This window comes from Streptomyces sp. NPDC048560 (assembly GCF_040650955.1).
Taxonomy (GTDB): Bacteria; Actinomycetota; Actinomycetes; order Streptomycetales; family Streptomycetaceae; genus Streptomyces.
The window spans coordinates 534,357-553,188 of record NZ_JBEZIJ010000001.1 but is presented as its reverse complement, the minus strand read 5'-3'; the positions used below and the strand labels follow the sequence as shown (position 1 = coordinate 553,188).

Here is an 18,832-nt window from a genome sequence, read left to right as displayed (position 1 = left end):
AATCGTGAGGATCTTCGGGAAGGTACGGCATCGGCCCTCCGCCTCTTGGCGGCAGGCCACGGACCGCGCGTTCACGCTGATCGGCGACGGCCGGTACGAGGACGCGGGGGCGCTGCTGACGCGGGCGGTCGACCTGGAACCCTGGCTCTCCGAGTCCTGGTTCAATCTGGCGCTGCTGCACAAGTTCAGGCACGACTGGGAGCAGGCGAGGGCCGCCGGTCTGCGGGCCGTCGCGCTGCTGGACCGGGAGTCCGGGGCGCCGGACTGGTGGAACGTCGGGATCGCGGCCACCGCGCTCCAGGACTGGCCGCTTGCCCGCCGGGCCTGGCAGGCCTACGGCCTGAAGGTCCCGGGCAACGGTCAGCACGGCGGCGCGGCCACCAGCGAGCCGCTCGGCATGGAGCTGGGCAGCGCGGCGGTACGGCTGTCGCCCGAGGGCGAGTCCGAGGTCGTCTGGGGCCGCAGGCTGGACCCGGCACGGATGGAAGTGCTGTCGATCCCGCTGCCCTCGTCCGGGCGGCGCTGGGGCGAGGTCGTCCTGCACGACGGGGTGCCGCACGGCGAGCGGGTCACCGCCGCCGGGCCCTCGTATCCCGTCTTCGACGAGATCGAGCTCTGGGCGCCCTCTCCCGTACCCACCTGGGTCGTGCTCCTGGAGGCCGCCACCGAGGCGGACCGGGACGCGCTGGAGCAGCTGGCGTCGGACGCCGGTTTCGCCGCCGAGGACTGGTCGTCATCCGTACGGCTGCTCTGCCGTGCCTGCTCGGAGAGCAGGATGGAGAGCGACGAGGGGGACGGCGAGCACCTCGATCCGCACGACCACAGTGAGCCGGGCCATCCGGGGCCGCTGGGCCACCGCACGGCCGGTGACCTGTGGGTGCCGGAGCGCGAATGCGGTCTCGCCGCGCCGGCGGGACTGGTGCGCGGTCTGCTGGACGGCTGGGTGGCGGACAGCCCGGACAGCCGTGAGTGGCGGGATCTCGAAGAAGTCTGCTGAGCGGTGCCCGTAGGCTGTACGGGCACCGAATCCCGGTGCCGGTTTTCCCGAAGTTCACGGGTTTCAGGTTTGCAGGAAGGCGTACGGCGGACATGGCGCAGCAGGAGACGGACGAGCAGATCAGCGTCGACGACGAGGGATTCCTCGTCGACACCGAGGACTGCGAGGCGCGTGAGGCGGCGTACCGCGAGCGCGGTACCTCGCGGCCGATCACGGTCGTGGGCAACCCGGTGCTCCACAAGGAGTGCAAGGACGTCACCGCGTTCGACGGCGAGCTGGCCCGGTTGATCGACGACATGTTCGCCAGCCAGCGGACGGCGGAAGGCGTGGGCCTGGCCGCCAACCAGATCGGCGTGGACCTGAAGGTCTTCGTCTACGACTGCATGGACGACGACGGTGTGCGGCACGTCGGCGCGATCTGCAACCCGGTGCTGGAGGAGCTGCCGCCCGGCGAGCGCGTCCTCGACGACGCCAACGAGGGCTGCCTCTCCGTGCCGACGGCGTACGCCGGGCTGGCACGCCCCGACTACGCGGTGGTGCGCGGGCAGGACGCCGAGGGCAACCCGGTCAGGGTGCGGGGCAACGGCTACTTCGCGCGCTGCCTCCAGCACGAGACGGACCACCTGTACGGCTACCTGTACATCGACCGGCTCTCCAAGCGTGACCGCAAGGACGCGCTGCGTCAGATGGCCGAGGGCACGCCGCGCTACGAGGTCGTCCCCAACGACTGATCCCGCGCGCTCCATGGACGGGGCCCTGTCGCCGGTACCGCCGGCGGCAGGGCCCTGTTCCCGTTCCGGGACGGTCAACGGGAGTTTTTCCAGGCGTAGTTGACGCGCGTCGACTCGTCCGACAGTCTCACCCCAACACCTCACCGTGGTAGGGAGCACCTCATGCTCAGACGCACCGCACACACCTTGCTCAGTCTTGTCATGGCCATGGCTTTTGCGATCGGCGGAGCCGTACTGACCGCCGGTCCCGCACAGGCTGACGGCTGTTACACCTGGACCAGGACCCTCTCGCCCGGCGCCACCGGCAACGATGTCACCCAGCTTCAGATCCGCGTCGCGGGATACCCCGGCTACAACGCCGTGCTCGCCATCGACGGCTCGTACGGCCCGGCCACCACCGCGGCGGTCAAGCGCTTCCAGGCCGCCTACGGTCTCGCCGCTGACGGCATCGCGGGCCCGGCCACCCAGTCCAAGCTGTACGCGCTCCAGGACGACGACTGCACCCCGATCCACTTCACGTATCCCGAGCTCAACACCTGCAACAGCACCTGGGCGGGGGGAGCGGTCGCGGCCGGCACGGCCAAGGCCAACGCCCTGAGCTCGATGTGGAAGCTGGAGGCGCTGCGGCACGCGCTCGGCGACTCGTCCATCCGTGTCACCAGCGGCTTCCGGTCCTACTCCTGCAACTCGGCGGTCGGCGGAGCGTCGAACAGCCGCCATCTGTACGGTGACGCCGTCGACCTCGGCTCGGGACCGCACTCGCTGTGCACCCTCGCCAAGCAGGCGCGCTACCACGGGTTCAACGGGATCCTCGGCCCGGGCTACGCCGGTCACGGCGACCACGTCCACGTGAACCAGGGCCCCAGCCACTTCTGGTCGGCGTCGAGCTGCGGCATCTGAGCCGCGTCGCCCCGATCGCTCGGAGGCCCCGCCCGGCAGGTATGCGGGCGGGGCTTCCGTGCATCCCGGGCTCAGGCCACCTCAGGTATCCCGGCCGGGCCGCGGAAGGTCCGGCGGTAGGCGTGCGGGGTGATGTCCAGCGAGCGTACGAACTGGTGGCGGAGCGCCGCCGCGGTCCCGAAGCCGGTCCGGTCGGCGATGGCGTCCATGGTCTCGTCGGAGCTTTCCAGCAAGTGCTGCGCCAGCAGCACCCGTTGGCGCAGCAGCCAGCGGTACGGGGTGGTCCCCGTCTCCTGCTGGAAGCGGCGCGCGAAGGTGCGGGGTGACATGTGGGCCAGGCCGGCGAGCTGCTCGACGGTCATCTCCTGGTCGAGGTGGCGCTCCATCCAGGCGAGCGTGTCGCCGACCGTGTCGCACGCTGCCCGGGGCAGCGGGCGCTCGATGTACTGCGCCTGCCCGCCGTCGCGGTGCGGCGGTACGACCATGCGGCGGGCGACGGCGTTGGCCACCTCCTGGCCGTACGTCTGCCGGACCAGGTGGAGGGAGGCGTCGATGCCCGCGGCCGTGCCCGCCGAGCTGATGACGGGGCCGTCGTCCACGTACAGCACATCGGGCTCCACGACGGCCCGGGGGTACCGGCGGGCCAGCTCGGCCGCGTGGCGCCAGTGGGTGGTGCAGCGGCGGCCGTCCAGCAGCCCGGCCGCGCCGAGTACGTACGCCCCGGAGCAGACGCTCAGCACCCGCGCGCCGCGGTCCACGGCCCGGCGCAGGGAGTCGAGGGCCTCCTCGGGGTACGTCCGGTTCGCGAAATGGCTGCCGGCGGGGACGGCGATGAGGTCGGCCTCGTCGAGGCGGTCGAGACCGTACGGGGTGCTGATGGTGAATCCGGCGTGGGTCCGCAGCACCGGCCCCTCGGCCGAGACCACGGCGAAGTCGTGGACGGGCAGGCCCGCTTCGCTGCGGTCGAGACCGAAGACCTCGCACAGCACACCGAGTTCGAAGGGGTGCACCTCGTCGAGCAGCAGAACGGCGACGTTGTTCAGCTTTGACATGAGTGCAGTGTGGCAGTAATTCGATGGTGTGTGACAGTCCTGCCACTGCCGGATCTCGGCCGGACGGACGACAGTAGAGGCATGAACACAATCCTGAACTACGCGGTCGTAGCAGCACTTTTCGCCCTCGTCCTGCTGCCCTCGCTGGCCGGTCTCGCCCGTGAGCGGCGCATCGACCAGGCACTGAGGGCGGCGGAACGGAACCAGGCCGGCCCCCCGGAGGCCGAAGGCGCCGCACGGCCGGTCACGGTCGCACGGCGCCCTTCCATCGGCTCCTGGGCCAGGGTCTAGAAGTCGTCGTCGAACCCGACGGAGCCCTCCACTGCCACCTGGTACGCGGACGGCCGGCGTTCGAAGAAGTTGGTCAGCTCCTGGACACCCTGGAGCTCCATGAACGAGAACGGGTTCTCGGAGCCGTACAGCGGGGCGAAGCCCAGGCGGGTGAGGCGCTGGTCGGCCACACACTCCAGGTACTGGCGCATCGACTCGGTGTTCATGCCGGGCAGGCCTTCGCCGCACAGGTCACGGCCGAACTGCAGCTCCGCCTCGACCGCCTCCTTCAGCATGTCGGTGACCTGCTGCCGGAGCTCGTCGTCGAACAGGTCGGGCTCCTCCTTGCGGACCGTGTCCACGACCTCGAACGCGAAGTTCATGTGCATGGTCTCGTCGCGGAAGACCCAGTTGGTCCCCGTGGCGAGGCCGTGCAGCAGCCCCCGGGAGCGGAACCAGTACACGTACGCGAAGGCGCCGTAGAAGAACAGCCCCTCGATGCATGCCGCGAAGCAGATCAGGTTCAGCAGGAAGCGGCGGCGGTCGGCCTTCGTCTCCAGCCGGTCGAGCTTCTCGACCTCGTTGATCCACCTGAAGCAGAACTGCGCCTTCTCCCGGATCGAGGGAATCTCCTCGACCGCGTCGAACGCCGCCGCGCGGTCGTCCGGGTCGGGCAGATAGGTGTCGAGCAGCGTCAGATAGAACTGGACGTGCACGGCCTCCTCGAAGAGCTGCCGGGACAGGTACAGCCGCGCCTCGGGCGAGTTGATGTGTTTGTACAGCGTCAGCACGAGGTTGTTGGAGACGATCGAGTCCCCCGTCGCGAAGAACGCGACGAGCCGGCCGATCATGTGCTGCTCGCCGGGCGACAGCTTCGCGAGATCGGCGACGTCGGAGTGGAGATCGACCTCCTCCACGGTCCAGGTGTTCTTGATCGCGTCGCGGTAGCGCTCGTAGAAGTCCGGGTAGCGCATGGGCCGCAGGGTCAGTTCGAAACCCGGGTCGAGCAGGTTCTTGGTCTCGTCGGAGCTCATCACTGACAGGCCTCGCAGGATTCGGGGTTTTCCAGGGAGCAGGCGATCGCGTCCGCGTCGGGGGCCGCGGCCTGGGCGGGGACGGGGGCGGCGGACGCCGCGCGGGCGATGCGGGTCGCCGGGCGTGACCGCAGGTAGTACGTCGTCTTCAGCCCCTGCTTCCAGGCGTACGCGTACATCGAGGAGAGCTTGCCGATCGTCGGCGTCTCCAGGAAGAGGTTCAGCGACTGGCTCTGGTCGAGGAACGGCGTACGCGCCGCCGCCATGTCGATCAGTCCGCGCTGCGGGATCTCCCACGCCGTGCGGTACAGCGCCCGCACGTCCTCGGGGATCCACGCGAAGCCCTGCACTGAACCGCTGGCCTCGCGCAGTGCCTCGCGGGTCCGCGCGTCCCACACGCCGAGCTTCTTCAGCTCGGCGACGAGGTAGGCGTTGACCTGGAGGAACTCACCGCTGAGCGTCTCGCGCTTGAAGAGGTTGGAGACCTGCGGCTCGATGCACTCGTACACCCCGGCGATCGAGGCGATCGTCGCGGTCGGCGCGATGGCGAGCAGGAGGGAGTTACGCATACCGGTCTTCGCGATCCGGGCGCGCAGGGCGTCCCAGCGCTCCGGCCAGTTCAGCTCGGTGCCGTAGTGGTCGGGGTGCAGCACACCGCGGGCGGTGCGGGTCTGCGACCAGGCGGGGAGGGGTCCCGAGCGCTCGGCGAGGTCGCAGGACGCCTCGTAGGCGGCCAGCATGATCCGTTCGGAGATCTTCGTGGACAGCGCGCGCGCCTCGGGGGAGTCGAACGGCAGCCGTAGCTGGAAGAAGACGTCCTGCAGCCCCATCGCGCCCAGGCCCACCGGACGCCAGCGCGCGTTGGACCGGCCTGCCTGCTCGGTCGGGTAGAAGTTGATGTCCACGACCCGGTCGAGGAAGGTCACGGCGGTACGGACCGTGGCGTCCAGGCGCTCCCAGTCGATGCCGCCGTCTGCCACGAACGCGCCGAGGTTGACCGAGCCGAGGTTGCAGACGGCCGTCTCGCCGTCGTCCGTGACTTCGAGGATCTCGGTGCACAGGTTCGAGGAGTGGACCACGCGGCCCGGCTCGGCGGTCTGGTTGGCCGTGCGGTTGGAGGCGTCCTTGAACGTCATCCAGCCCTGGCCGGTCTGCGCGAGCGTACGCATCATGCGGCCGTACAGGTCCCGGGCCGGCATCGTCTTGCGGGCCAGGCCAGCCGCCTCGGCGGCGCGGTAGGCGGCGTCGAAGTCGTCGCCCCACAGGTCGACCAGCTCGGGCACGTCGGCGGGGGAGAACAGCGACCACTGGCCGTCCGCGTCGACCCGGCGCATGAACTCGTCCGGGATCCAGTGCGCCAGGTTGAGGTTGTGCGTACGCCGCTGGTCCTCGCCCGTGTTGTCGCGCAGCTCCAGGAACTCCTCGATGTCCGCGTGCCAGGTCTCCAGGTACACGGCCGCGGCGCCCTTGCGGCGCCCTCCCTGGTTGACCGCGGCGACCGAGGCGTCCAGCGTCTTGAGGAACGGCACGATGCCGTTGGAGTGCCCGTTGGTGCCGCGGATCAGTGAACCGCGGGCGCGGATACGGGAGTACGAGAGGCCGATGCCGCCCGCGTGCTTGGAGAGCCTCGCCACCTGGTGGTAGCGGTCGTAGATCGAGTCGAGCTCGTCCAGCGGCGAGTCCAGCAGATAGCAGGAGGACATCTGCGGGTGCCGCGTGCCCGAGTTGAAGAGCGTCGGGGAGGAGGGGAGGTAGTCGAGCCGGCTCATGAGGCCGTACAGCGAGGCGACCTCGTCCAGCGCCTCCGGGGAGTCGTCCTCGGCGAGACCGCACGCGACACGCAGCATGAAGTGCTGCGGGGTCTCGATCACCTCGCGGGTCAGCGGGTGGCGCAGCAGGTAGCGGCTGTAGAGCGTCCGCAGCCCGAAGTAGCCGAACCGGTCGTCGGCGCCGCCCACGAGCGAGGCGCCGACCAGGGCGTCGAGCCGGGAGGCGTGGACCCGGACGAACTGGGCGGTGCGGTCCGCGATCAGGCCCTCACGGTGTCCGACGGAGACCGAGGCGGAGAAGGAGACCGCGCCCTGGCCCGCAGCCTCGTCCGCGATGGTGCGGGTGAGGAGGCGGGCGGCGAGCCGGGAGTAGGCGGGGTCCTCGGAGATCAGGCCCGCGGCGGCCTCGGTGGCCAGCGAGCGCAGCTCGGCCTCGTCCGACCGGGCGTTGCGGCCGCGCAGTGCGGCGGCGGCGACGCGTCCGGGGTCGGTGTCGGGCAGATCCGCCGTCAGATCGGTGAGGGTCCGCAGGAGTACGGTCCCGGGGGCGTCCATGACGGTGTCCGCGGACTCGGCGGTACCGGTGATCCCGGCGGACTCTGCTGCTGAAACCGGATCGGCTGGCGCGATGGTCACCGCGGTGCTCTCCCTCGCTCGGCTCCGGACAGGCGGGGAGCGGGGGCAGCCGGGCAGCGGGGAGCCCGGAGGCGGCAGCACTGCGTGCGGCGTCCACCGGCCCATCCGCGAGGCCCGGACGTCTCTGCGCCCGGTTCGGTCGAGCCGGGCGCGCTGTCGACAGGTCTTCGGACTTCGGATGCGCAAAAGCACACCGATCACACCGTTGCGGGACAGTTCCGGATTCGCACCGGATTCCCCTGCGGCGACAGCGAGCATGAGCATACATGTGGGGGCTGCCCATCGAGGCAGCCCCCACATCTTGTGTCACGCCATCGAGGTGTCGTCAGGCTGTTGTCACAACGCCAGCCGGTAGGCCAGCAGCAGTCCGAACCCGGGGACGGGCTCCCAGTCCCGCTCTGGGGTCCGTACGAAGCCCAGGCGCCGGTAGATCCGGTGGGCGCCCAGCATGACGTCCTGGGTCGACAGGACGAGGCCGGTGACCCCCTTTGTGGCGCGCGCCCGCTCGACGCACGCCCGCACCAGGGCCTCGCCCGCTCCGCGCCCACGCGCCTCGCCCGCGACGGCCAGCATCCGGAACTCGGCCTCCCCCTCCCCGGCGATGTCCGCCCAGGGGTTCCCGGGCGGGGTGTAGGTGACCCCGCCGAGCAGGGCGCCGTCACCGTCGACCGCGACCAGTACCTCGGCCTCGGCGGCCCGCCGGCCCACGTCCCGGAGCTTGGTCAGATACGGGTCCTCGGTGCCGAGGAGCAGCAGGCCGTCGCCGAGGTACGCCTGGGCCGTGATGTCGCCCAGCGCCGTGTGCTCCTCGGGCCTGACGAGCCTGATCGAGATGTCCATGCGGGGAGTGTGCCCCAGCACGGACCGGTGTGGGTAGCGGATGTGCGACGGGCCGCCGCGACTCCGTTCCCGGAGGTGCGGCGGCCCGTACGCGAGAGGTGGCCGAAGGGTCAGTGACCGCCCGGCGCGCCCACGGTGGCGGGCGGGAGTACCTCCTTGACGCCGGGGTCACCCGCGTCCGCCGTGTAGTCGGACGGGGAGGTCTCGTCGATACCGGCCGGCGCCTTCAGCGCGTTGAGGACGAAGGTCAGGACGACCACGATCACCAGGTTCAGCACGAAGGCGGTGAGGCCGATGTAGCCGATCTCGCCGATGCCGGGGATCTCCTTGGAGGAGCCGCCGAAGTGCTTCTGGGTCGGGCTGGCGACGCCGTACGCGGCGACCGTCCCGTAGATCATGCCGACCGCCCAGCCCGCGATCAGGGCCCAGCGGTGGAACCACCGGGTGAAGAGACCGCCGACCAGCGCGGGCATGGTCTGGAGGATCCAGATCCCGCCGAGCAGCTGGAAGTTGATCGCGACCGTCTTGTCCATGGTGAGGACGAAGGCGAGCGCGCCGACCTTCACCAGGAGCGAGACCAGCTTGGAGACCTTGGTCTCCTGGGCCGGGGTCGCGTCGGGCTTCAGGAAGTCCTTGTAGATGTTGCGGGTGAAGAGATTCGCCGCGGCGATCGACATGATGGCCGCCGGGACCAGCGCGCCGATGCCGATCGCGGCGAACGCGACGCCCGCGAACCAGTCGGGGAACATGTTCTCGAACAGCTGGGGGATCGCCAGCTGGCCGTTGTCGACCTTGACCCCGGCCGCGATGGCCATGAAGCCGAGCAGTGCCAGCAGGCCCAGCATCAGCGAGTACAGCGGCAGGATCGTGGTGTTGCGGCGGATCACGTCACGGCTGCGGCTGGAGAGCGTGGCCGTGATCGAGTGGGGATACATGAAGAGCGCGAGCGCCGACCCCAGTGCGAGGGTGGCGTAGCCCCACTGGCCCATCTCGCCCGGTACGAGGGCGCCGCGCGGTTTGCCGGTCGCCTCGTTGGTCTGCGAGAACGCCTCGCTCGCCTTGGCGAAGATGTCGTCGAAGCCGCCCAGCTTGATCGGGATGTAGATGATCGCCACGGCGATGACCAGATAGATCAGCCCGTCCTTGACGAACGCGATCAGCGCGGGCGCGCGCAGGCCCGAGGAGTAGGTGTACGCGGCGAGCACCGCGAAGGCGATCAGCAGCGGCAGGTCCCGTACGAACCAGTGTGTCGTCTCGCCACCGCCGACGCCCATCACGTCCAGCACCGCCTGGATGCCGACGAGCTGGAGCGCGATGTACGGCATCGTGGCGAGGATGCCGGTGAGGGCGACCGCCAGCGAGAGGCCCTTCGAGCCGAAGCGGCCCCGGACGAAGTCCGAGGTGGTGACGTACCCGTGCTTGTGCGACACCGACCAGAGCCGCGGCAGGAAGGTGAAGATCAGCGGGTAGACGAGGATCGTGTACGGGACGGCGAAGAAGCCGGCCGCACCCGCCGCGTAGATCGCCGCGGGGACGGCGACGAAGGTGTACGCCGTGTAGAGGTCCCCGCCGAGCAGGAACCAGGTGACCCAGGTGCCGAACGAGCGTCCGCCCAGGCCCCATTCGTCCAGGCTGTTCTCGTTCTCGGCCTTCCGCCAGCGGGCGGCCATGAAGCCGATGACCGTGACGGCCACGAAGAAGAAGATGAATACGGCGAGTGCTACGCCGTTCACGCCGTCCTTCATGCTGACGCACCTCCCTTGCGGGCGCGCTGGTCACGCTGCCACAGCGTGTAAGCGATCATGGTCAGCCCGGTCGAGACGAAGACCCAGAGCATCTGGTACCAGTAGAAGAAGGGGATGCCGATAAAGGTCGGATCGACCTTCGCGTACGAGTCGACCCAGAGCATCGCCACGAACGGCGCGATGAGGCAGAGGGCGATAACCACCCGCACGGGTGTGATCGTTGGTCGTGTTCCGGCGGTATTTTCGGGCATGTGGTGCTCCGTCCCCTCGCTCGTCACCTGGTGGAATGCGCACGAAATCTAGGTGAGGGGTCCGGCCTGCGTCACCCCCCGTCCGCATTGCGGTAGTGCAACGGTGATGACTCGGCGATACCCACGCCCGGTGGGACTCACGAACGAAACGGGGGTCCGGTTCACGCCATGCGCCGCCGGTGCGCAAGCGAACGGCCCCCGTGGGGACGGTGAGTCCACGGGGGCCGTTCTTCGTGCTGTCGGTGCAGGTGGGGCGTTGTCAGTCCGTGGGCCTCTTCAGGCGGGCCACGAACTTGTAGCGGTCGCCGCGGTAGACCGAGCGCACCCACTCCACCGGTTCGCCGTTCCCGTCGATCGAGTGCCGGGACAGCATCAGCATCGGCAGACCGACGTCCGTGCCCAGCAGTCCGGCCTCGCGCGGGGTGGCGAGTGAGGTCTCGATCGTCTCCTCGGCCTCGGCCAGCCGGACGTCGTACACCTCGGCGAGCGCGGTGTAGAGCGAGGTGTACTTCACCAGTGAACGGCGCAGCGCGGGAAAGCGTTTGGCCGAGAGGTGGGTGGTCTCGATCGCCATCGGCTCACCGCTGGCGAGGCGCAGCCGCTCGATCCGCAGCACCCGCCCGCCCGTGGTGATGTCCAGCAGGCCGGCGAGCGCGTCGTCGGCCGTGATGTACCCGATGTCCAGCAACTGGGACGTGGGTTCCAGTCCCTGGGCCCGCATGTCCTCGGTGTACGAGGTCAGCTGGAGCGCCTGGGAGACCTTCGGCTTGGCGACGAAGGTTCCCTTGCCCTGGATGCGCTCCAACCGGCCCTCGACGACCAGTTCCTGGAGCGCCTGACGCACCGTGGTGCGCGAGGTGTCGAACTCTGCGGCCAGGGTTCGCTCGGGGGGTACCGGCGTGCCGGGCGGCAAGGTGTCGGTCATGTCGAGCAGATGGCGCTTGAGCCGGTAGTACTTCGGTACGCGTGCCGTACGCGTACCCGCACCGGTCTCGTTGTCCGTACTGCCCCCGTCGGCATCCATGGCCCGCCTTCCCGACTGCTGCGTTGCTGCCGTCACCGGCTCCTCCGTCTATAGCGGCTCACATGGTGGCACGGTCCGGTCACGGGTCGTCGCCCTCTCCTAGGTGTCGGTCCGATAACGGACGCGAGTGCACTTCTTATACACCCTTGACACCCCTAAAGGTCTAGGCCAAGCTCCCGGTACTGGTCTAAACCATTAAAGACCAAGTCCCAGCCCCACAGGCAGTACTCGTCGTACGTTTCCGCGGTGGGCGGGGGGTTGCTGGTATCCCTGAGGAGGGTGTGGCATGAAGCGCAAGCTCATAGCGGCGGTCGGCGTCGCGGCGATGGTGTCCGGTATTGCGGCGTGTGGTGGGGACAGCGATAACGCTTCGAAGGACCCGAAGGACCGCTCCGAAGAACTGACCGTCTGGCTGATGGTCGACGCGCAGAGCACCTGGCCGGAACTGGTCAAGGACGTCAACGCGCAGTTCAAGAAGAAGTACCCGAAGGTCAAGGTCAACGTCCAGTACCAGCAGTGGGCGGACAAGGCCAAGAAGCTCGACACCGCCCTCGGCGGCGACAAGTTCCCGGATGTCGTCGAGCTCGGCAACACCGAGACGATGCAGTACATCCTGAACGGCGCACTCGCCGAGATCGACCCCAAGAAGTACGACAACTCGGACACCTGGATCAAGGGTCTGAAGGACACCTGCACCTTCGAGGGCAAGCAGTTCTGCGTGCCCTACTACGCCGGTGCGCGTGTCGCGATCTACAACAAGGACATGTTCAAGGCCGGTACGGGCAGCGACGCGCTTCCGCAGACCGAGGCCGAGCTGCTCACCGCCCTCGACAAGGTCTCGGCCGAGTACGGCAAGAAGGACAAGCGCTTCTCGTCCCTCTACCTGCCGGGCCGTTACTGGTACGCGGCGATGTCCTACGTCGCGGCGTACGGCGGCTCCATCGCCGAGTACGACGAGGGTGCGAAGGAGTGGAAGGGCAACCTTTCCTCCGCCGAGTCCCAGAAGGGCATCGAGCACTTCATCAACCTGGTGAAGAAGTACAACAAGGCCGACATCACCAAGGACGAGCAGGACCACGCCAACGTCATGGCCAACGAGAAGGCGGCCCTGATCTACGGCAACGGCTGGGAGGCCGGCTCCGTCACCGACGGCGCCAACAACGGCAACCCGAAGCTCGAGGGCAAGATCGCGCCGGCCGGTATGCCCGGCCCCGAGGGCAAGGCACTGCCGTCCTTCATCGGCGGCTCCGACCTCGCGATCACCGCGAAGTCGAAGGTCACGGACCTCGGTGCGGAGTGGGTCTCGCTCTTCACCAGCGAGAAGTCGCAGGAGGTGCTCGCCTCCAAGAACATCCTCCCGAACAACGAGAAGCAGCTTGAGCCGCTGAAGGCCAAGCCCGAGACGGCGGCCGTCGCCAACGCGGTGCCGGACGCCTGGTTCACGCCGATCGCGCCGGGCTGGACGTCCATCGAGAAGGACGAGGTCCTGGAGAACATGCTCCTGGCGATCCTCAAGGGCACCTCGGTGGCCGACGCGGCCAAGAAGGCCGACGACGAGATCAACGCGCTGATCAACAAGTAGCACCCCAGAGCCTCGGCTCTCCAGGCGGGGGCCCGGCACGCACCGGGCCCCCGCTTCCTTCGTAGACGTATGCCGTGATCTCCGGGTGCAGCCCCCGGAATCCCGATGGAAGGTCAGCCACGTGACTGCCGCCGACACCAAGGCCGCCGGGCCGCCTCCGGTACCCGTACCACGTGGTCCGGAAGAGACCGGGCCGTCGTCCCCCGCGAAGGACGCCCCGCGTGCCAAGAGGCAGCGGAAGAAGGGCGAACTCCTTCCGTACTTCCTGATCCTGCCGGCGATCCTCGCGATCGCCGCGGTCTACGTCTATCCGCTGATCAAGACCGTGATCATGTCCTTCCAGGACATGGGCCGGGCGGCCCTCTGGGGCAACGGCGAGACGCCGTGGGTCGGCTTCGAGCAGTTCACCAACATCCTGGGTGACCCCGAGTTCTGGCAGGTCACGGGCCGCACGGTCGTCTTCATGACGGTCTGCGTGGTGCTGACCATGGGCATCGGTCTGCTGATCGCCCTGATGATGCTGCGGCTGTCCACCTGGGTCCGGCTGATCCTGACCGTCGCGCTCATCGCCGCCTGGTCGATGCCGCTGATGGTCGCCGCCTCGGTCTTCCGCTGGCTGGCGGACTCCGACTACGGCCTGATCAACACGCTCCTCGCCGACCTCACGGGTGACGAGGACAGGTGGCTCGGCCACAACTGGTTCCTCGACCCCTGGCAGGGCTTCGGCATCATCACGCTGCTGGTCGTCTGGGGCGCCATCCCGTTCGTCGTGATCACGATGTACGCGGCCCTCACCCAGGTCCCCAAGGAACTGGAGGAGGCGGCCTCCCTCGACGGAGCCACCGCGTTCGGCGTCTACCGCTTCGTCACCTGGCCGGTCATCAAGCCCGTGTTCACCATGGTCGCCACCCTGTCGGTCATCTGGGACTTCAACGTCTTCGGGCAGATCTGGCTGCTGCGCGGCAACAAGCCCGAGCCGGAGTACGAGACCCTCGGCCTCTACTCGTTCTCCAAGGCGTTCGAGTCCACCTCCTTCAGCCAGGGCAGCGCGATCGCCTTGATCACCGTCCTGATGCTCTCCGGCGTCGCCGTGTACTACCTGCGCCAGCTGATCAAGACGGGAGAGGTCGAATGAGCACCTCCACAGCCCCGAACACACCCGCCCAGGTGCTGCGGCCCGACCGCAGGAGGAACCGCCTCGGCTACAACATCCTGGCGCTGGTCACGGCCGCGGTGATGGCCTTCCCGGTCTACTGGCTGATCATCAGCTCGCTGCGCCCCAACCACGAGATCCGGTCCTACGACCAGACGCTCTGGCCCTCCTCGCTCACCTTCGACAACTTCGCGCGCGCGGTGAAGCAGGACAACTTCGCCACCGCGATCCAGTCGAGCCTGATCGTCTCGGTCACCGCGGTGGTCGGCGGCATGATCATCGCGACACTCGCGGCGCTGGCCATCGGACGCTTCCGCTTCTTCGGGCGGAAGGCGCTGATGATGGTGATGATCCTCGTCCAGATGCTGCCCCCGACCGCGATGCTGATCCCGATCTACCTCCAGCTCAACGCCATGGGCGGAATCGACGAGTACTGGGGCCTCATCGTCGTCTACCTGGTGTCCACGCTGCCCTTCGCGACCATCATGATCCGCGGCTTCGTGATCAACATCCCGGTGGAGCTGGAGGAGTCCGCGATGGTGGACGGCTGTACCCGCATGGGAGCCTTCCGCCGCGTCATCTTCCCCCTGCTCGCCCCCGGGCTCGCCGCCGCGTCGATCTTCGCGCTGGTCAACGCCTGGAACGAGTACCTCTTCGCGTACATCCTGATCAACGACAACTCCAAGTACACGCTCAACGTGTGGCTGATGACCTTCACCACGGAACGCGGTACGGACTACGGCGCCCTGATGGCCGCCTCCACGCTCATCTCCATTCCGGTCGTCATCTTCTTCATGATCATCCAGGGGAAGATGGCCACGGGTCTCACCTCAGGCGCCGTGAAGGGATAAGGCCCCATGACCACCCTCGTAACCACCACGGACACCCTCACGCGCGACGCGCTCGCCGTGCTCCAGCCCGGATTCACGGGCACGACCGCCCCCGACTGGCTGCTGCGCAGAGTCGGCGAGGGCCTGGCCTCCGTCGGCCTGTTCGGGCGCAACATCACCTCGCCCGAGCAGCTGGCCGCGCTCACCGCCCAGCTGCGGGCCGAGCGCGAGGACGTCCTCGTCGCGATCGACGAGGAGGGCGGCGACGTCACCCGGCTGGAGGTCCGTCACGGGTCCTCGTTCCCGGGCAACTTCGCTCTCGGTTCGGTCGACGACGTGTCGCTCACGCGTGCCGTCGCCCAGGAGCTCGGCCGCCGGCTCGCCGAATGCGGCGTCAACCTCAACTGGGCGCCGTCCGCTGACGTCAACAGCAACCCGGACAACCCGGTCATCGGCGTACGGTCCTTCGGTGCCGACCCCCAGCTCGTCGCCCGGCACACCGCCGCGTACGTCGAGGGGCTCCAGGCCGCGGGCGTCGCCGCCTGCACCAAGCACTTCCCCGGACACGGCGACACCGCGGTCGACTCGCACCACGCGCTGCCGAGCATCGATGTGTCCCTGGACACCCTGCACGCCCGTGAACTGGTGCCTTTCCGTGCTGCCATCGCAGCGGGTTCCAAATCGGTGATGAGCGCGCATATCCTGCTTCCCGCACTCGACCCGAACCGCCCGGCGACGCTGAGCCCGCAGATCCTCACCGGTCTGCTGCGCGAGGAGCTGGGCTACGACGGCCTCATCGTGACCGACGGCATGGAGATGCAGGCCATCTCCGCGACGTACGGGATCGAGCGCGGCTCGGTCCTCGCGATCGCCGCGGGCGCCGACGCGATCTGCGTCGGCGGCGGGCTGGTCGACGAGGGCACCGTGCTGCGGCTGCGCGACGCCCTGGTGTCGGCGGTACGCAGCGGAGACCTGCCCGAGGAGCGGCTGGCGGACGCCGCCGCCCGTGTACGGGCCCTCGCGTCCTGGACGCGGGGAGCCAGGGGGGCTGTCTCGGAGCCGGGTGCGGCAGTGCAGGAGGGGACCGCGCCCGGCACCGGAGTCAGCAGCGACATCGGCCTCGTCGCGGCCCGCCGCGCGGTCCGGGTCACCGGCACCGGCGCCCGGCTGACGGGCCCGGCGTACGTCGCCGCGTTCACCCCCGTCGCGAACATCGCGGTGGGCGACGAGACCCCGTGGGGCGTCGCCGCCGAGCTGTCCAGGATCCTGCCGGGCACCGGCACCGACACCTACAGCGGCGAGAGCGCGGCCCCGGCCGCGGACACGCTGCGGGCGGCGGGGGAGCGGCGCATCGTCGCGGTCGTCCGCGACCTCCACCGGCACGCGTGGATGGCGGAGGCGCTCGACGCGCTTCTGGCGGCGCGTCCCGACACGGTCGTGGTCGAGATGGGTCTCCCGCAGGCGGAACCGAGGGGAGCCCTGCACATCGCCACACACGGGGCCGCCCGGGTGTGCGGCATCGCGGCGGCGGAAGCCCTCACCGCCACCTGACCCGCGCACGCCCCCCGACCTCAGCCCCGCCCGGCCGCGAAGGCCGGCCGGGGCTGAGCCCATCCAGGCCCGCGGCACGCGAAGGCCGGGCGGAGGGCCGCTACCGGCCTCTCCGGCGCCGGGGGGCGCGCCGGGGAGACGGACGGTTCGCCGGACGGACGGGGAACGCCCGAGGGCCGGGGAACGCAAGAGGGCCGGACACCCCACGGTGCCCGGCCCTTTCACGGAACTCGACTAGATGCCCTGCCACGCGGGCTTCGCCGCGTACGTGGCCCGGAAGTAGTCGGCCAGCTTCAGCTTGGACGCGGCCGCCTCGTCGACCACCACCGTCGCGTGGGGATGCAGCTGCAGCGCCGACGCGGGCACGATCGAGGCGACCGGGCCCTCCACCGTCTGGGCCACCGCGTCCGCCTTGCCCTCACCCGTGGCGAGCAGGATCGGATGCCGGGACTCCAGGATGGTCCCGATGCCCTGCGTGATCACGTGGTGCGGCACCTGGTCGATCTCGTCGTCGAAGAAGCGCGCGTTGTCCACCCGCGTCTGCTCGGTCAGCGTCTTGATCCGGGTGCGGGAAGCGAGCGAGGAGCACGGCTCGTTGAACCCGATGTGCCCGTCCGTGCCGATGCCGAGCAGCTGGAGATCCACCCCGCCCGCCTCGGCCAGCGCCCTGTCGTACGCCTCGCACGCGGCCTGGACGTCCTCCGCCGAGCCGTCGGGTCCCATGAAGGACGCCTCGGACAGCCCCAGCGGCTCCACGACCTCGCGCAGCACGACCGAGCGGTAGGACTCGGGGTGGCCGGGCGGCAGCCCGACGTACTCGTCGAGCTGGCAGATGCGGGCGCGCGAGGCGTCCACGGACCCGGAGCGGACCCTGGCGGCCAGTGCCTGGTAGATGGGCAGCGGCGTCGAGCCGGTGGCCACGCCGAGCAGGGCGTCGGGCTTGCGGAGCAGCAGGGCGCCGATGGCCTCCGCGATGAGCTCGCCGCCTGCCGCGGCGTCCGGGACGATGACAACTTCCACGTGTGCCTGCCGATCTGAAAGGTGGAGTCATGTGGTATAGACCAATCAAGGCAACAATCTAGCAGAATCGGGCAGCCCTGAGGGGCCCCGCCCATACACCGGTCCGCCCGTTCGCCCCGCTGGCGGCCGCCCGCCGCGCCGTGGTCGACTTGTCCGAGCCGACGGGCGCGCGTCCGCTCCGCCGCAACCCGTGCGTGTGTACGCACGCATGCACCGGGAGGCGCGCACCGGGACGCGCGCACCACGCAGCCGCACCGCATGGGAGGCACCCCACATGTCCGCCACCTCTCCGGCCCACCGCAAGGACCAGGGCGAGCAGCCGGGCCTGATCATGTCCGGCGAGATGGCCGAGCAGCCGGCCGTGCTGCGCCGCATCCTCGACCGGGGCGCACCCAGGATCCGCGAGGTGGCCGCCGAGATCGCGGCGAGGAAACCCCGGTTCGTCCTGCTGACGGCCCGCGGCTCCTCGGACAACGCGGCGCTCTACGCCAAGTACCTGCTGGAGATCCGGATGGGCCTGCCCTGCGGTCTGGCCTCGATGTCCACCACGACGGCCTACGGCGCCCGGCCGGATCTCACGGACGTCCTGGTGATCACCGTCAGTCAGTCGGGCGGCTCGCCCGACCTGGTCGCGTCCACGAAGGCGGCCCGGGCCGCCGGAGCGATCACCCTCGCGGTGACGAACAACCCGGACTCGGCGCTCGCCGCCGTCTCCGAGTACAGCATCGACATCCTCGCGGGCCCCGAGAAGGCGCTGCCCGCCACGAAGACGTACACCGCCTCGCTGCTGGCGCTCCACCTCTTCGTCGACGGCCTGGCCGGCGGTGACGGCCCGGCCGCCGCCGAGGTCCTGCCCGCTCTGGCCGAGGAGATCCTGTCCCGGAAGGACGAGGTCAGGGCCCTCGCCTCGCGCTACCGCTTCGCCGAGCGGATGGTCATCACCTCGCGCGGCTACGGCTACCCCACGGCCAAGGAAGCCGCCCTGAAGCTGATGGAGACGAGCTACATCCCCGCTCTGTCCTACTCCGGAGCCGACCTGCTGCACGGCCCGCTCGCCATGGTCGACAACATCTCACCGGTGATCGCGGTCGTCACCGACGGCCGCGGCGGAGACGCGCTCCAGCCGGTGCTCGACCGGCTGCGGGGGCGGGGCGCCGACCTGTTCGTGGTCGGTCCGAAGGCCCAGGTGGAGGCCGCTTCGGCGGGCTTCGTGCTGCCGACGGAGGGAGTACCGGAGGAACTGCAGCCGGTCCTGGAGATCCTGCCGCTCCAGATGCTGGCCTACGAGGTGACGATCGCCCGCGGTCAGGACCCGGACGCGCCCCGCGCCCTGGCCAAGGTCACCGAGACCCACTGAGACGGGGTCAGGGCCCCCGGAAACACCCGCGGGCCGCGGCGCCAGGGCGGGACCCTCAGCCCGTCCGGCACCGCAGCCCGGAGCTGCGCG

Annotated in this window: 17 protein-coding genes and 1 riboswitch; of the genes, 9 read left to right on the top strand and 8 right to left on the bottom strand. The window is 69.5% G+C overall.

What is annotated here, in order from left to right:
- Window positions 1-4: 4 nt before the first annotated feature.
- The 3 genes from AB0C82_RS02395 (at window position 5) to AB0C82_RS02385 (ending at window position 2,628) form a co-directional block, all read left to right on the top strand.
- Complete coding sequence (locus AB0C82_RS02395; RefSeq protein ID WP_362835453.1) at window positions 5-997, top strand: hypothetical protein; 993 nt, start codon at window positions 5-7, stop codon at window positions 995-997.
- A gap of 92 nt (window positions 998-1,089) precedes the next feature.
- Window positions 1,090-1,728 carry a peptide deformylase gene (gene def / locus AB0C82_RS02390; RefSeq protein WP_362835451.1) on the top strand — a complete coding sequence of 213 codons (639 nt, stop codon included), beginning with the start codon at window positions 1,090-1,092 and terminating at the stop codon, window positions 1,726-1,728.
- 162 nt (window positions 1,729-1,890) lie between these two features.
- Window positions 1,891-2,628: a D-Ala-D-Ala carboxypeptidase family metallohydrolase gene (locus AB0C82_RS02385; protein ID WP_362835449.1), complete on the top strand. Its 738-nt coding sequence runs from the start codon at window positions 1,891-1,893 to the stop codon at window positions 2,626-2,628.
- 71 nt (window positions 2,629-2,699) lie between these two features.
- Here AB0C82_RS02385 and AB0C82_RS02380 read toward each other — a convergent pair whose 3' ends face one another.
- Entirely contained in the window at window positions 2,700-3,680 is a 981-nt protein-coding gene (locus tag AB0C82_RS02380; protein WP_362835447.1) for a helix-turn-helix domain-containing protein, read from the bottom strand.
- An 81-nt stretch (window positions 3,681-3,761) separates the two neighbouring features.
- Between AB0C82_RS02380 and AB0C82_RS02375 the strand changes: the two genes are divergently transcribed.
- Window positions 3,762-3,971 carry a hypothetical protein gene (locus AB0C82_RS02375; protein WP_362835445.1) on the top strand — a complete coding sequence of 70 codons (210 nt, stop codon included), beginning with the start codon at window positions 3,762-3,764 and terminating at the stop codon, window positions 3,969-3,971.
- Here the strand turns inward: AB0C82_RS02375 and AB0C82_RS02370 are convergent.
- The 6 genes from AB0C82_RS02370 to AB0C82_RS02345 all read right to left on the bottom strand — a co-directional run bounded on the left by AB0C82_RS02370 (window position 3,968) and on the right by AB0C82_RS02345 (window position 11,249).
- On the bottom strand, window positions 3,968-4,984 hold the full coding sequence (locus tag AB0C82_RS02370; protein WP_362835443.1) for a ribonucleotide-diphosphate reductase subunit beta: 1,017 nt from the start codon (window positions 4,982-4,984) through the stop codon (window positions 3,968-3,970). The genes AB0C82_RS02375 and AB0C82_RS02370 overlap by 4 nt on opposite strands.
- A complete protein-coding gene (locus AB0C82_RS02365) occupies window positions 4,984-7,389 on the bottom strand; it encodes a ribonucleoside-diphosphate reductase subunit alpha (RefSeq protein WP_362835441.1) in 2,406 nt (801 codons plus the stop codon). The genes AB0C82_RS02370 and AB0C82_RS02365 overlap by 1 nt, the downstream gene beginning before the upstream one ends.
- A gap of 162 nt (window positions 7,390-7,551) precedes the next feature.
- Window positions 7,552-7,628: riboswitch (cobalamin riboswitch) on the bottom strand.
- 97 nt (window positions 7,629-7,725) lie between these two features.
- The gene (locus AB0C82_RS02360; RefSeq protein WP_362835439.1) at window positions 7,726-8,229 is read right to left on the bottom strand and encodes a GNAT family N-acetyltransferase; all 504 of its coding nucleotides are present in this window, start codon (window positions 8,227-8,229) and stop codon (window positions 7,726-7,728) included.
- 110 nt (window positions 8,230-8,339) lie between these two features.
- Window positions 8,340-9,974, bottom strand: coding sequence for a monocarboxylate uptake permease MctP (gene mctP, locus AB0C82_RS02355; protein ID WP_362835437.1), 1,635 nt, complete (start codon window positions 9,972-9,974; stop codon window positions 8,340-8,342).
- A complete protein-coding gene (locus AB0C82_RS02350; RefSeq protein ID WP_362835435.1) occupies window positions 9,971-10,225 on the bottom strand; it encodes a DUF3311 domain-containing protein in 255 nt (84 codons plus the stop codon). Before AB0C82_RS02350 ends, mctP begins: the two co-directional genes overlap by 4 nt.
- Window positions 10,226-10,484: 259 nt before the next feature.
- Window positions 10,485-11,249: a GntR family transcriptional regulator gene (locus AB0C82_RS02345; protein ID WP_362836987.1), complete on the bottom strand. Its 765-nt coding sequence runs from the start codon at window positions 11,247-11,249 to the stop codon at window positions 10,485-10,487.
- A gap of 286 nt (window positions 11,250-11,535) precedes the next feature.
- Between AB0C82_RS02345 and AB0C82_RS02340 the strand changes: the two genes are divergently transcribed.
- The 4 genes from AB0C82_RS02340 (at window position 11,536) to AB0C82_RS02325 (ending at window position 16,365) form a co-directional block, all read left to right on the top strand.
- Window positions 11,536-12,831 (top strand): sugar ABC transporter substrate-binding protein, encoded by a 1,296-nt coding sequence (locus AB0C82_RS02340; RefSeq protein ID WP_362835434.1) that lies wholly within the window; start codon window positions 11,536-11,538, stop codon window positions 12,829-12,831.
- 121 nt (window positions 12,832-12,952) lie between these two features.
- Window positions 12,953-13,966: a sugar ABC transporter permease gene (locus AB0C82_RS02335; protein WP_362835433.1), complete on the top strand. Its 1,014-nt coding sequence runs from the start codon at window positions 12,953-12,955 to the stop codon at window positions 13,964-13,966.
- Window positions 13,963-14,835, top strand: coding sequence for a carbohydrate ABC transporter permease (locus tag AB0C82_RS02330; RefSeq protein ID WP_362835431.1), 873 nt, complete (start codon window positions 13,963-13,965; stop codon window positions 14,833-14,835). Before AB0C82_RS02335 ends, AB0C82_RS02330 begins: the two co-directional genes overlap by 4 nt.
- A gap of 6 nt (window positions 14,836-14,841) precedes the next feature.
- Window positions 14,842-16,365 carry a glycoside hydrolase family 3 protein gene (locus AB0C82_RS02325; protein ID WP_362835429.1) on the top strand — a complete coding sequence of 508 codons (1,524 nt, stop codon included), beginning with the start codon at window positions 14,842-14,844 and terminating at the stop codon, window positions 16,363-16,365.
- A 234-nt stretch (window positions 16,366-16,599) separates the two neighbouring features.
- On the opposite strand, the gene nagB is transcribed toward AB0C82_RS02325, so the two are convergent.
- A complete protein-coding gene (gene nagB, locus AB0C82_RS02320; protein ID WP_362835427.1) occupies window positions 16,600-17,385 on the bottom strand; it encodes a glucosamine-6-phosphate deaminase in 786 nt (261 codons plus the stop codon).
- 274 nt (window positions 17,386-17,659) lie between these two features.
- On the opposite strand from nagB, the gene AB0C82_RS02315 reads away from it, so the two are divergent.
- Window positions 17,660-18,742 (top strand): SIS domain-containing protein, encoded by a 1,083-nt coding sequence (locus AB0C82_RS02315; RefSeq protein WP_362835425.1) that lies wholly within the window; start codon window positions 17,660-17,662, stop codon window positions 18,740-18,742.
- Window positions 18,743-18,832 lie beyond the last annotated feature (90 nt).

What these genes read in the sequence shown, in the direction of transcription:
- mctP (WP_362835437.1), bottom strand. Translation starts at nt 9,974, where the DNA reads ATGAAGGACGGCGTGAACGGCGTAGCACTCGCCGTATTCATCTTCTTC.
- AB0C82_RS02340 (WP_362835434.1), top strand. Translation starts at nt 11,536, where the DNA reads ATGAAGCGCAAGCTCATAGCGGCGGTCGGCGTCGCGGCGATGGTGTCC.
- AB0C82_RS02315 (WP_362835425.1), top strand. Translation starts at nt 17,660, where the DNA reads ATGTCCGCCACCTCTCCGGCCCACCGCAAGGACCAGGGCGAGCAGCCG.
- AB0C82_RS02370 (WP_362835443.1), bottom strand. Translation starts at nt 4,984, where the DNA reads ATGAGCTCCGACGAGACCAAGAACCTGCTCGACCCGGGTTTCGAACTG.
- AB0C82_RS02345 (WP_362836987.1), bottom strand. Translation starts at nt 11,249, where the DNA reads ATGGATGCCGACGGGGGCAGTACGGACAACGAGACCGGTGCGGGTACG.
- AB0C82_RS02330 (WP_362835431.1), top strand. Translation starts at nt 13,963, where the DNA reads ATGAGCACCTCCACAGCCCCGAACACACCCGCCCAGGTGCTGCGGCCC.
- AB0C82_RS02375 (WP_362835445.1), top strand. Translation starts at nt 3,762, where the DNA reads ATGAACACAATCCTGAACTACGCGGTCGTAGCAGCACTTTTCGCCCTC.
- AB0C82_RS02380 (WP_362835447.1), bottom strand. Translation starts at nt 3,680, where the DNA reads ATGTCAAAGCTGAACAACGTCGCCGTTCTGCTGCTCGACGAGGTGCAC.
- AB0C82_RS02360 (WP_362835439.1), bottom strand. Translation starts at nt 8,229, where the DNA reads ATGGACATCTCGATCAGGCTCGTCAGGCCCGAGGAGCACACGGCGCTG.
- AB0C82_RS02350 (WP_362835435.1), bottom strand. Translation starts at nt 10,225, where the DNA reads ATGCCCGAAAATACCGCCGGAACACGACCAACGATCACACCCGTGCGG.
- AB0C82_RS02325 (WP_362835429.1), top strand. Translation starts at nt 14,842, where the DNA reads ATGACCACCCTCGTAACCACCACGGACACCCTCACGCGCGACGCGCTC.
- def (WP_362835451.1), top strand. Translation starts at nt 1,090, where the DNA reads ATGGCGCAGCAGGAGACGGACGAGCAGATCAGCGTCGACGACGAGGGA.
- AB0C82_RS02385 (WP_362835449.1), top strand. Translation starts at nt 1,891, where the DNA reads ATGCTCAGACGCACCGCACACACCTTGCTCAGTCTTGTCATGGCCATG.